The organism is Pseudomonas sp. LBUM1669 (assembly GCF_059695705.1).
In genome coordinates this window covers 3,101,910-3,114,798 of the sequence record NZ_CP166784.1, presented here as the reverse complement: position 1 = coordinate 3,114,798, position 12,889 = coordinate 3,101,910, and the positions used below count along the sequence as shown (strand labels likewise).

The 12,889-nt window shown below is 58.9% G+C and carries 11 protein-coding genes; 8 read left to right on the top strand and 3 right to left on the bottom strand.

The genetic code is table 11. The features are described from left to right. The first annotated feature begins 59 nt into the window (after positions 1-59). Positions 60-1,061: a FecR family protein gene (locus ACA051_RS14605; RefSeq protein ID WP_497375402.1), complete on the top strand. Its 1,002-nt coding sequence runs from the start codon at positions 60-62 to the stop codon at positions 1,059-1,061. Between the two features lie 57 nt (positions 1,062-1,118). Here ACA051_RS14605 and pvdQ read toward each other — a convergent pair whose 3' ends face one another. Then, entirely contained in the window at positions 1,119-3,464 is a 2,346-nt protein-coding gene (pvdQ, locus tag ACA051_RS14600) for a bifunctional acylase PvdQ (protein ID WP_497375400.1), read from the bottom strand. Positions 3,465-3,708: 244 nt separating this feature from the next. Here pvdQ and ACA051_RS14595 point away from each other — a divergent pair, with 244 nt between their 5' ends. Next, positions 3,709-4,080 carry a fe2+ zn2+ uptake regulation protein gene (locus ACA051_RS14595; protein WP_497310420.1) on the top strand — a complete coding sequence of 124 codons (372 nt, stop codon included), beginning with the start codon at positions 3,709-3,711 and terminating at the stop codon, positions 4,078-4,080. A 19-nt stretch (positions 4,081-4,099) separates the two neighbouring features. Here the strand turns inward: ACA051_RS14595 and ACA051_RS14590 are convergent, their stop codons facing one another. After that, entirely contained in the window at positions 4,100-4,288 is a 189-nt protein-coding gene (locus ACA051_RS14590; RefSeq protein WP_008024801.1) for a hypothetical protein, read from the bottom strand. Between the two features lie 157 nt (positions 4,289-4,445). On the opposite strand from ACA051_RS14590, the gene ACA051_RS14585 reads away from it, so the two are divergent. The 6 genes from ACA051_RS14585 (at position 4,446) to ACA051_RS14560 (ending at position 11,925) form a co-directional block, all read left to right on the top strand. Next, positions 4,446-4,583 (top strand): hypothetical protein, encoded by a 138-nt coding sequence (locus ACA051_RS14585; protein WP_497375398.1) that lies wholly within the window; start codon positions 4,446-4,448, stop codon positions 4,581-4,583. A gap of 267 nt (positions 4,584-4,850) precedes the next feature. Then, on the top strand, positions 4,851-6,092 hold the full coding sequence (locus tag ACA051_RS14580; protein ID WP_497375396.1) for an MFS transporter: 1,242 nt from the start codon (positions 4,851-4,853) through the stop codon (positions 6,090-6,092). 21 nt (positions 6,093-6,113) lie between these two features. Next, positions 6,114-7,244, top strand: a complete 1,131-nt coding sequence (locus ACA051_RS14575) for a LuxE/PaaK family acyltransferase (protein ID WP_497375394.1) — start codon at positions 6,114-6,116, stop codon at positions 7,242-7,244. A 1-nt stretch (position 7,245) separates the two neighbouring features. Further along, on the top strand, positions 7,246-9,648 hold the full coding sequence (locus tag ACA051_RS14570; RefSeq protein WP_497375392.1) for an aldehyde dehydrogenase family protein: 2,403 nt from the start codon (positions 7,246-7,248) through the stop codon (positions 9,646-9,648). Between the two features lie 52 nt (positions 9,649-9,700). Then, positions 9,701-10,990: a phenylacetate--CoA ligase family protein gene (locus ACA051_RS14565; RefSeq protein ID WP_497375390.1), complete on the top strand. Its 1,290-nt coding sequence runs from the start codon at positions 9,701-9,703 to the stop codon at positions 10,988-10,990. Next, on the top strand, positions 10,990-11,925 hold the full coding sequence (locus ACA051_RS14560) for a GNAT family N-acetyltransferase (protein WP_497310415.1): 936 nt from the start codon (positions 10,990-10,992) through the stop codon (positions 11,923-11,925). The genes ACA051_RS14565 and ACA051_RS14560 overlap by 1 nt, the downstream gene beginning before the upstream one ends. On the opposite strand, the gene ACA051_RS14555 is transcribed toward ACA051_RS14560, so the two are convergent. Beyond that, entirely contained in the window at positions 11,914-12,840 is a 927-nt protein-coding gene (locus ACA051_RS14555; RefSeq protein WP_497375388.1) for a LysR family transcriptional regulator, read from the bottom strand. The two genes, ACA051_RS14560 and ACA051_RS14555, sit on opposite strands and share 12 nt — an antisense overlap. Positions 12,841-12,889 lie beyond the last annotated feature (49 nt).

The following is a 12,889-nucleotide window of genomic DNA, read 5'->3' as shown; positions in this document are numbered from 1 at the left end:
GACGGCTGTTCTCGCAGACTTCCCCTCAAGGTTAGAATGCACGAAATCAGGATGAGTCAATGACCGACAATTCTCTCTCGCAAGCCGAATATGACGCCATCACCGATGCCGCTGCGCACTGGTGCATGCTTCTGCACGCCGTCGACTGCACCGCCGAAGAGCGGATCGCCTTCGAACATTGGCGTGATGTTCATCCGCTGCATGCGTTCGAGTACGAAGCCATGCTGGAGATCTGGGAAGTCGCGGGGGATTTGCCGCGTCCCGAAGCCGTCACATCGGTGGCTCGCTTCAAACCGGCCACGCCTTGGCGCACGGTCGGCATCGCCGCCGCCGTGTGCGCCCTGGCGTTGCCGCTGGCGGCTTACAGTGGCTGGAACATGGGCTGGCTACCGAATTCGTATCAGCATTTCGAAGCGAGTGACACGGTCCGCCAGGTCACCCTGAGCGATGGCAGCCAGGTGGAACTGAACCTGGGCAGCGAGCTGACCTTCAGCAACTACAAGGATCAGCGCCGGGTCACGCTGGAGAAAGGCGAGGCCTTCTTCAGCGTCAGCCACGACCTGGCTCATCCTTTTATTGTCAGGGCTGCGGACGGCAGGATTCGCGTCACCGGGACCAAATTCAACGTCTGGATGTATGAGGATCAGGTACGAGTGAACCTGATTGAAGGCTCGGTGCTGGTCAGCAGCAACAATGACCTTTCGGGTGATGGCTTGCGCCTGGAACCGGCGATGCAGGCGCGCTATAAACATGGCGACTTCACCCCGCAAATCAATCAGACCTACCCCAACGACAATGCCTTGGCCTGGCGCAGTGGCAAACTGGTGCTCGATGATCTGGCGCTGAACGACGCCCTGCCGTTGATCAACCGTTACCTGAGCAAACCGATCATGGTCGCTGATCACAGCACCGGCTCGATTCGTGTGGGCGGCATCTACAACATCAAGGAACTGAACAACCTGGTGGCTTCCCTGCCCAAGGTGCTGCCGGTCTACCTGACCCGTAACAAGGAAGGTAATACGGTGCTCAATTCGATCCCGCAACAAACCCCTAAAAGCTGAAAAGGCCGCACCCCTCAAGGGGATGCGGCCTTCTTTATTGCTTGAACCGCCCTCTTCTTACTGAGCGGCCACCTTCCCGGCTTTTTCATCCTGCTCGCGGATCGTCTGCGCCTGGTACTGTGGATCTGCCGTGATCTGCTGCTCGGTAAACGGCAACAGGCTCAGTTGCTTCTTCGAAAAGGCAACGGTCTGATCCCGTGAATACTTCGACGTCGGGTCGCTGGACAATGAGAACGCCAGCAGCCCCTGGGCGTGCGGCCCTTTGTCATCAAAGGTCACCACTTGCAAATAGCTGGTGCCGCTGATGACTTCGAGTTTGCCATCACTTCTCGGCACACTCTGGATGGCGTTGTACACGCCCAGCGTGCCTGGCCCGCCATGGATCGGTGTCTGTTGGCCGCCGCTGCTGACCACCTGAATATCGCCCCAGCGGCTGTCGTCCTTGAGCCCCAGTTTTTTGACCTGTTCCACCGACGCCAGCATCGCCTCGCGAATCGCTTTGGTGGCCTGCGGATTTTCGAGCGCCAAGCCACGGGGCGTGTGCTGCGGATCTTTCGGATCGAACGCCACTCGCCAGATGTCCGGGACTTGCTGCAACGGCTCCATCACGTTCTGGAAGTGTACAAACCCGAGCCCGCTGTCCAGATTCGCACTGCGGTCCCACACCTTGAGACTGGCACACAACGGTGCGAGCGTTGCCGCATCGGCGCCCAGATCGCTGGCGCAAAACTGCAGCAAGTCCGGCATCACCTGCCCGGCCTGGTAAACCTGATCGTCCATCACCATCCGTTGCAGATCCGCCGGCGAGACCGGGCCGGCCTTGCTCAGCGAGCTCAAGCGGTCCAGGGCGAACCGCGAGCGCAGCCCCAGCGGCTGGCCTTCCTGGCTGATCAGGGGCGAGAAACCGGTGAGCGGTTGCGCCGGGTTGGCCATCCACGCTGAATCGTTGGAGTGTTGTACGTAGTCTTTACGCAGCAGTTGCGGCAACTTGTCCGCCGCATAAATACCTTTTTGCGCCGCGTTCGGGTCGATGTCCCAGGCACAGGCGCTGTTGGAACCGTCGAGCACGATCATCTGCAACCCGACGCGCGGATCGCTGCACTTGGCCAGTTTGTCGGCACTGACGTTCGGCACCACCGACAGGTTCATGTACAGCGTCTGCCCCTGACTATCCACCGCCAAGGTGTTGACCCACGGGATGCCCTGAAGCGTGTGCACCGAGGCCTGCAAATCCTTGAGGCTGGTGGCCTGATTCATGGCGAACCACTGCTGCAACACCCGGTCATTTTCCAGGTTGGCATCGCGCAGGCTGTAGGCGTACTGATTGTCCCAGTCGAGTTTGCCGGGCCACTGCACGATCGGACCGAACTGCGAGCTGTAGACCACATGGGACACTGCTTGGGTCTGGCCGTCGGGCTGTTTCACGTTCACCGTCACGGTCTGCTTGTTCATCGGCAGCGACTGGCCGTCGAGCAGATAACGGGTCGAATCCTTGGGATCAAGTTGCAGGCGATACAGGGTGAAGTGCTTGGACGTGTCCACCGTATGGGTCCACGCCAGGTGCTGGTTGAAACCGATATTGATCATCGGCAGCCCCGGCAACGCCGCGCCCATCACATCCAGCTTGCCGGGAATGGTCAGGTGCATCTGGTAGAAGCGCATCCCGCCGATCCACGGGAAATGCGGGTTGGCCAGCAGCATGCCGCGACCATTGAACGAACGCTCGCTGCCGACTGCCACTGCATTGCTGCCACGATCCAGCGCGAACCGCTGCATGCGCGTGGCCGCCAGCTGAAACGACGACCCTTCGCCCACTGCCTGAGCAACGGCCTTGGGTGGCGCAGCCCCCGCCAGCGCTTCGGCGAACTGCCCTACTCCACCTTCGACTAACAGGCGGCGGGTCAACTTGACCAGGTCCTGCGAGGTGATGTCACGTACCCATTCACCCTGGCACTGCTGCGGCAAACCTTGTGCACGGCGCTCGGCCAGCGCGCGGTTGTACCCGGCGACATAACCTTCGACCAGATCACGCACTGGCGGGGTTTGCGCCTTCCAGAACCCGGCAACGGCTTCAGGGGTATTGAGCCAGGTGAAAAACAGGTCGCTGACCTGATTTTCGCGTTCCTCGACCGTCAACTGGTCCGGGCCGAAATAGCGTGAGCGCTCGCCATTGACGGTGACAACCTCATTGGCCAGCAAGCACAGGTTGTCCTGAGCGTAGGCGTAACCGATGCCATAGCCGAGCCCACGCTCGTTTTCGGCACGAATATGCGGCACACCAAAACTGGTGCGGCGAATGTCGGCGCTGGCCTGCTCCGGCGCACTGCGTGCATTTGCCGCAAGACTCAGTCCCACCAACATGCCCGCAAGGCTCAACCTGGTTAATTGCCTGGAAATAATCACGCTCGCTCCTGATCGAAAAGACAAACACCCTGCGTCAAACACGCATCGCGCCTTCCCCTAGGAACGAAACCCACAACAAAAATTTAGGCCGCAAAAGGCACTTTATCCCGCCTTCTCACAGGGCGATGACATGACGGTGACGAATTTTCTACATTCGAGCCTTCATTATTTGCGGTGCTCATACGTCTTATTGAATGAGAGCACCCATCACATTTCCTGGCCGGCTCGGAAAAGGAGTTTTTGCATGTACAACTCGCAACTGCCAATGGACGGTAGTCACGCGCCAAAAGGCTCAGCCATGGGCTCTGGTGTTTTCAGTCAACGAGGCGAGCGCAATGGCAACGAGCGGATCAGATTGCTGCTCAAGAGCTATGGTCTGCGAACCAGCCTGATTCGCCTCAAGGTTATCGACGCCTTGCTGACCGCCGCCGAAAGTGAGCGCAGCCTGGGTGTTCGCGGCGTGCACAGCCATTTGCTGGACCTGGATATTCCCCTGTCCTTCCTCAGTGTGCGAGAAGTGTTGAAACGCCTGTGCAGTGAAGGCGTGATCACGCTCAATGCGGACAAAAGCTACAGCCTGCATCCGCACGCTGTAACCCTGCTTCACCGCGACTGATCAGCTCCAGGTGCGTCGTTCAAGGCTTGACCTTGCGACGCATCACGCCATTGATCACCACCACGATCACCGCCACGCCGATGGCGATGTACTGAAACAGCTTCTCACTGATGACGCCTGCGTTTTGCAGATACGAAAGGCCGAACATGATCCCCAATACCACCAGGGAGATCAGAATCGAGTATTTCAAACGTTGCGACTGAGTCATTGCGAATTCCTGAACCTGAAAAATGTGTCCGGTTTGTATCCGAAAGCATGCCAAGCCCCTACCTTTGTGCGGGAATGGGACGCTGCAAACGGGGTCTCATGTTACAGCCGATGAAGAGATTTGGCTTTATTGCGGCGATAACCATGAGGATCTTCAAATGTTCCGTCGAATCACACGGTTGATTCCCTTGCTCGCGCTGCTGACGCTGAGCGGCTGCATCGTTTTCCCCCACGGCGGCTGGCACGGCAACCACCATTATGATCGCGGCGGACCGGGTTATTACCAGCATCGATAACGTATGACGCGTAAGTAGTTGAACATCCACTTGTAGGAAAAACGCATATCCCGTTCACGGTTTAACCAATGCCCGCCCCGTCGCGGGCATTTTTCGTACATACACTTTCACTTATTTTTTACTGCCCGTACCCCATCGAAACCTGGCGAAAACTATTGAAGCTTTCAGTCTTAATAGACCGTTTGAGGTATTCATACTTGCTTGATTAAGCTTGGCGCATCGCAATAAGACCCGCTATTTAACTTCACGAAGAAGAACAGGGATGCCATGCACCAACCGCTCATAAACATCAGCCCCTATCAGGTATTAGGCTTTTGCTTTGCCATCACTTTTTTTGAACTTCTGACGTATATGGCCAGCGACATGATCATGCCGGCCATGTTGACCGTCACTCATGATTTGAATGCCAGCGGGAGACATGTCCCCTACGCCTTCAATCTCTATCTGGCGGGCGGCATACTTCTGCAATGGCTTATTGGTCCGCTGTCGGATCAGTTCGGTCGCCGGCCGATGTTGCTCATGGGTTGTGCGGTATTCGCCCTGGCCTGTGCCGCCATGTTCAGCGTGCAAAGCATCTATGCGTTCAACGGCTTGCGGCTGATTCAGGGCATGGGGCTGGGGTTTGTCATCGCGGTCAGCTATCCAGCCTTGCAAGAAGTGTTCTGCGAAGCCGACGCGGTAAAAATCATGGCGTTGCTGGGCAACGTTGCATTGCTCTCTCCACTGCTGGGGCCGTTGCTCGGCAGTCTGCTGCTGGAATGGCTCACTTGGCGGGAGCTGTTTTTACTGCTGGGCATTAGCGGTCTGTTGGTGTGGCTCGGGCTTTACCTGTTCATGCCGGAAACCGTGGGCACCTTGCGTCATGACGGCCAGCGACTGGCGGCGGTGCCGTTCGAATGGCGCGGCACCGTGCGCCGTTATGCCGCGTTGCTCGGCAACCCGCGATTCCTCAGCGCCTCTGTCGCGCTGGGGGTCATGAGCCTGCCATTGATTGCCTGGATCGGGCTGGCGCCGCTCCTGCTGATTCACAATCAGGGGCTTTCACCCTTGCAGTACGGCCTGTGGCAGATCCCGGTGTTTGCGGCCGTCATTCTCGGCAACCTGATACTCAATCGATTGATCGCCGACACTGAATTGCCGCAACTGATTCGATACGCGTTGTGGCCATTTTGCGGTGGGCTCATCGCCTTGCTCGCCAGCAGTTTCTACGGTGCGCCCACGCCTTTGCTGATCAGCGTCCTGGCCCTTTACGCCATTGGCCTTGGCATGAGCAACGCCGCACTGTACCGGCTTGCGCTGTTTTCAAGCGACGACAGCAAAGGCCTGGTCTCAGCCATGATCGGCATGATTTCAATCGCTGTCATGGGCGGTGGCGGCTCACTGATTGCGGCGGCTGGCGCCGGTGAAAGCCACGAATCCTTCGCCCTGATGGCGGGTATCGCAGGGCTCATGTGCCTGCTGCCCCTGCGCCTGTTTCTGCGGCGCTCCCACCTCCCGCTTGCTGCCTGACTCCACCCGATAGGTCCATTGATGATCCATTTACCCCACACCGATGCGCTTTGCGCGTTAACGCAACCCTATTGCCTGGATTCCGTGCCTGAAGGCCTGTTCGACAGGGCCATGGGGGAAATCAGCCTGTTTCATTGTCAGCACACGCCTGGCTACGAGCGCTGGCTCAACAGCAACGGGCTCGTCGCACAAGACCTGGAGACGCTGGATGACTGGTCAAGACTGCCACCGATTTTCGCTCACTATTTCAAACGTCACCCGTTGTTCGGCTCCACGGGTGAAGGTGCGCTGGAACTGACATCGTCCGGCACCAGCGGCCAGAAAAGTCGCCTGCGTTATGACCATCGCAGCATGGCCGCCGCCCAAGGCATGGTGAGCCACATTTTTCGCCATTACGGCTGGGACACTCCGGACAGTCCCTGCAACTACTTGCTGCTGAGCTATGAACCCAAGGCTGCGATCACCTTGGGCACCGCCTACACCGACCAGTTTCTGTGCAGCTATGCGCCGGTCAACCGCATCGCCTATGGATTACGCCTGACGGGCAACGGTCACGCGTTCGATGTGTTTGGGGTGATCCGCGCCTTGCAGGAATTCGCCGAAGAAGGTTTGCCGGTGCGAATTCTCGGCTTCCCGGCGTTCCTCTCCCACGCGTTGCAGCACATGGAAGACACCGGCGTCGCGAATCTCAAGCTACCGGCCGAGTCACTGGTGTTTCTCGGGGGCGGTTGGAAAACCCAGGCCGCACAGGAAATTCCTTTGTCGCAACTGTATGAACGCATCCACCGTCAATTGGGCATCGATCTATCCCGCTGCCGGGACGGTTACGGCGCTGTCGAGCATGCCGTGCCCTACATCCAGTGTGCCCGGCAGCATTTCCATGTGCCGGTTTACTCGAAGGTCTTCGTGCGCAATCCGTCCGATTTCTCTGTCCAGCCCTACGGCCGACGCGGCTTGCTGGAGTTCGTGTCGCCGTACATTTCTTCCAGTCCTGCGCACGCCGTGGTCATGGGGGACCTGGCAACGCTGCACCCCGGTGCCAGCTGCGGATGCGGCTTGCAGACTGACTGGTTTGAACTGCATGGACGCGCCGGTACGACCGCCAGCCGAAGCTGCGCAATGGCCGCGTCTGAACTGATTGGAGGAGCCTGATATGTACTTGATCAATGGTGAACTGCGAGACGATGTCACTCTCGAGACAGCCCTCGAGCAACTGCACCCACAATTGCCACGGCTGCTGAATGCACCGATCGACAGCGACACCGTCATCGACGCAGCGGCCCGATTTGCCCTGCAATTACAAGCTGGCAGGCTGGATGTGGCCCTCGACAACGATCAACGATTGGGGCTTGTGGACTTCTGCCAGCGCAGCAACCTCATCACCAAACTTGAACGTGAGCTGGGTGTGCAACCGCGTTCGTTGCGGCGTATCGATTACCGGCAAGCCTGTTTTGAAAGCTGGCATCCGCTGGGGCTGGTGGTACACATCACGCCGGGCAATGCGCCGATGCTCGCGTTCTGCGCGGTCCTGGAAAGCCTGTTGGCCGGCAACATCAACTGGTTGCGCCCCAGTTCCAGCGATGAAGGATTGACCGCCCGGTTACTCGCGGCGCTGGTGCATTGCGACACCAGTGGCAAGCTGACTGATTACATCGCGGTGCTGCCGGTCAGCACGGCTCAGATAGCGCAACTTTGCACCCGCGCAGATGGCGTCGCCGCTTGGGGCGGTGAACAAGCACTCAAGGCGATTCGTCAGCAGATCCCGGCCGGGTGTCGCTGGATCGATTGGGGCCACAGGATCAGCTTCGCCTACCTGTCGCCCGACGCGGCGAGTGCGTCGACGCTGGACTCTTTGGTGGATGAAGTGTGCAGTCTGGATCAACAAGCGTGTTCCAGCCCGCAATGGCTGTTGGTGGACAGCAACGATCCGGCGGTTTTGCTGGACCTGGGTGAACGTCTGGCCGAAGCCTTTACACGTCGCGCCTCACATTGGCCGGCGCTGGTTCCTACAGACCAGGAGGCTTCGGAAATCACCACCCGCACCGCCATGGCGAGGCTGGAACACAGCTTTGCACAGCAGACCGGTCAAGTCTGGACCGGCCCGGGATGGCGCGTCATCTGGGATCACCACCAGACGCTCGCGCCCTCGCCGCTGTTTCGTACACTGCTGCTCAAACCGGTGCCGCAACACCTGATCATCGAGACGCTATTGCCTTGGCGCACCGTCCTGCAAAGCTGCGCGTTGATGTGTTCTCCAGCGCAGACACCCGGGCTGGTGCGCACACTGGTCAATGCCGGCGTCACGCGTATTGCCCCGTGCGGGCTGATTCATGACGGCTACCCCGGGGAACCCCATGACGGCGTCTACGCGCTGTCGCGCTTCAGTCGCCGCCTCTCGGTGAGTCTGTCGCCTGAGGCAGTGCCTGGCCGGGCAACGCTCGACGCGCTGCCAACCGCTGCGGATACATGCCATGAGCCGATCATGGACAAAAACACCTTCATGACCCAGCCGATCAACGCCATGGCACAGCTGTTTTTCCGCTCTGGGGGAAGCAGTGGCACGCCGGCCCTGGCCGGGTTCAGCTATCAGGACTTTCAACGGCAGATGCGCGCGGCGGCTGACGGCCTTTTCGCCGCCGGTCTCGACCCGTCAACGGATCGGGTGATGAACCTGTTTTACGGCGGCAGCCTGTATGGGGGCTTCTCCAGCTTCACCAAGGTCCTGGAATTGATGGGCGTTACGCATTTCCCCATGGGGGCGCCGCACGATGATGACTTCAGCGAAATGGCCCGAATGATCGTGGATCATCGCGTCACCGTGCTAATCGGCATGCCGAGTACGTTGCATCGCTTGTTTTCCAACGAACAGAGCCAGCTTCGCGCGTACTCGGGCATCAGCAAAGTGTTCCTCGGCGGTGAGCACCCGGGCCAGGCCAGCCTGCGCCTGATGGAAAGCTGCGGAGTCTCGACGATTCGCTCCGCGATTTATGGTTCGGTCGACGCCGGCCCGCTGGGGCATGCCTGCACGGCAACGGCAGACGGCATCTTTCATTTGATGTGCGATACCCAGCATCTGGAAATCGTGCATCTCGAACACGATTTTCCGGTGCAAGCCAATGAGATCGGCCGGCTGCTGTTCACCTCCCGGGCCCGGCAAGGCCAGGCCGTGCGCCGGTATGACGTTGGAGACACCGGTCGCTGGATAACCGGAGCCTGCCCTTGCGGGCTCGACTCGCCGCGATTCGAATTGCTGCAGCGCCACGGCAAGTTGATACGGATGGGCACGGAATTCATTTCACCGTCGTCGCTGCGGGACAGCCTCGGCCTGCCTGTTCAATTTGTGCTGGACCACGCCTGTGATGGCAGCGAGCGGCTGAAGGTTTTAGTGAACCTGGAGGCCGAAAAGGCTTATGAAAAGTTATTGACCCACGCCGCACTGACCAATGCCGTGAACGCCGCGCTTATCACGGTAGAAGTTCACGAGTGTGCTGAATCCCGATTCACTAGAAACAAACACAGCGGAAAAACACCATTGGTTATCGACAACAGAAAATAAACATATCGATAGTCTTCAAACCGTAGAAACACCTGATAAAAAAGAGAACCCAGTGAACACAACTTATTCGCTTGAACAACTCTTGCCTTACATAAGGCAACACTCAAACTTTTATCGCAAACTCCTGCAACACTTACCGGCCGAAGGTATTACTTTAAAAGACCTGCCGCTGACCAACGCGGCCGACTATTGGGCTGACAGTAACGACCTGACTGAATGGCCCGTGCTGACGGGCCAGATCAATAACGGATTGGTGTTCAAGACCGGGGGATCGACCAGCCACGGCAAACTGTCGGTTTACTCCCAGAATGAATGGCAAACGCTGGTCAGTACCTTTGGAGCCAGTATTTCCTCTCAACTGGAGAACGGCGACCGCGTCGCCAACCTGTTCTTTTCAGGCGATCTCTATGCCAGCTTTCTGTTCATTCACGACTCGTTGGCGCACGTCAACCGGTCCATCTGTGAGTTTCCGTTCACCGGCGAAGTCAGCATGGATGTCCTGGCGGATGCGCTGGATCAACACCGGATCAACGTGCTGGTCGGCGTACCCGCGCAGTTGCTGCGCTTTGCAGCTTACCTGGCCCAGCATCGACGAGTGCTGTGTGGGGTTGATACGTTGCTGTACGGAGGCGAAAGCCTGTTCGGCCAGCAGTTGGCCATCCTTACGCAGGTATTTCCCAACGTGCGCATCGCCTCAATCGGCTACGCCAGTGTCGATGCGGGCTTGATCGGAGCGACCTGCCGAGACTGTGCCCTGGGAGAGCATCGGGTGTTTGAACCCCAAACCGTGCTGGAAATCGTCGATGAACTGACCGGTGAAGTCATCGAAGAGTGCGATCGCACCGGATTGTTGGTGGTGACCAACCTGACACGCCGTCTCATGCCACTGCTGCGCTATCCCGTAGGCGACCGCGCCTGCTGGCGTGAGCCGGGCACAACCCCGATGCGCAAATTCGCCCTCAAGGGACGTAGTGCCCATAGTCAGCGGGTTCGTGTGGGGTCGGCGTCGTTGTTGATCGATGAAATGCTGCAAATCGTCCAGCGCGTTGCGGGCACCGACCAATGGCAATTGCGCATCGAACATGACGGATACAAGGACATCGTCAGTGTTAAATGGGTGCCTGACGCTAACGCCGTGGCCACCGCACCGCTATGCCAGGCGCTGTATAAAGCGCTTGTGGCCCATTACCCTGAGCTCGAGCATCTGAATCGCGAAGGGCTGCTGGAGTTGCGAGTGCTGTCCTGCGCCGTTACCGACCTGAAGCTGCACCCGCGCTCTGGCAAACAGATGCGGGTCCTGGATTTGCGCACTTATGACGCGCAATCGCCGGAGACTGCGTGATGTCTCATCTTATTTTTCGTCGCTACCGCCCTTCCGACGCCCGCGCCGTGAGCCAGTTGTTTCGCGAGGTTTATGGCGATCATTACGTTCAACCGGATGTTTACCTGCCGCACATGATCAGCCAGCACACCGCCGACGGCCGCTGGAAGTCGATGCTGGCGGTGGATGATGTGCGCGTTCTGGGGCATGCCGCGTTGTGCCATGAATCGTCCTCGCAGAACGCGGAACTGGCCCTCAGCGTGGTGCATCCCGCCGCGCAGGGGCAAAGTATCGCGACCCGCCTGGGCCGGGAGTTACTGTTGCAGGCCGGGCCACTGGGCTTCAACAGCGTCTTGATCAAGCAAGTGACCCACCATCCGTACACGCAACGCATGGCCGCAAATATCGGCTTCCACAGCACGGGGGTGCTGCCCGACTACGTTCCTTCGCCCTTCGCCGAACCGCACCCGGAAACCATTGTGATGGGTTGCCACGTTGTCGAAGGGCATGCGCGCCCTCTCCCCGACATTCCCTGGCCCGAACGCTACCGGGGGTTTATGCAGCACCTGAGTTGGCTGTTTGGAACCCATCCGGAAATGGCCACACAACCGTCGATACCCTTGCAGATCAAGCAACACCATCACCGCTTCGACATGGTCATTCACCGCTTGACCAAACGTCTGCTCGAGCAGATCCGGCAATTGCCCGGTCACTGGATGATCTCTGCCCAACTTGCGTTGTCGCGAGACTTCGCCGAGGACTTGCGCAGTTTGACGACGCTTGGCTTCACCTTCACCGGGTTGATGCCCGCTCCCGGCAGTCATGGATGGTTCGCCCTGTTTCATCGAGGGGTGCGGCCTCGGTCTCTCAATCTGCATTGCCCCTACATGCAACAGTTGCACGACGACTTGCAGCGAAACACCGAAGTACTGGGCAACGCTCGCTCAGCCGCTTGAGTCTTTTCGGTAAAACTCATTGCCCGGCTGCGCGCAAAGCTCCACCAGCCAGTCGACAAATACCCTCACCCGCCGGGACAACTGGCGGTGTGGGGGATAGAGCGCCGTCAGCGGCATCCCGGGGGGCGGCGTCGCTTTCAATACTTCGCACAAACGCCCTTCCTTCAATTGGCGGGCGACGTGGTAGTACGGCGTCTGGATCAGTCCGTAACCCGCCTCACAAGCGGCCAGGTAACCGTCGGCACTGTTGACGGACACGTGCTTGGGCAGATCGATCAGTTGGACCTGCCCGTCGACCACGCACTCCAGCCCGTAGCGCTTACCGGTGGTGCTGGAGAAATACTCCACCATTTGATGGCTCTCAAGGTCAGCCAGATTTTGCGGGGTTCCATGACGCGCCAAGTATTCGGCGCTGGCGCAGGTGATCTGGTCGAGCATGACCAGCGGCCGCGCCACCAGTGAATCATCCAGCGCCGCCCCCCCGCGCAGCACACAATCGACGCCTTCACGAATCAGGTCGACAGGTTGGTCATTCAAACCGATATCCAGTTCGATCAACGGATAGCGGCGGGTGAACTGCGGCAATGCCGGGATCACGATCAAACGCCCGATCCCGGACGGCATGTCCACTCGCAGCAGGCCTTTGGGGTTGTGGCGGGCGGCGGAAAACACCGCTTCGGTTTCCTCCAGATCGGCCAGCAACCGCACGCAACGTGGGTAATAGGCTGCGCCGTCGAGGGTCAGGCTGATCTGCCGCGTGGTCCGTTGCAGCAGTTGCACGCCAAGGTGAGCCTCAAGTTGCTTGATCAGGATGGTCACCGAAGCGCGGGGCAATTGCAGGCTGTCCGCCGCTTTGGCAAAGCCGCCCAGTTCGACGATTCGGGTGAACACGCGCATGGCGTTAAAACGGTCCATTGTCAGGCGTTCCGGTTAATTATTTAGAAATTGCAAACAGTGATAGCAG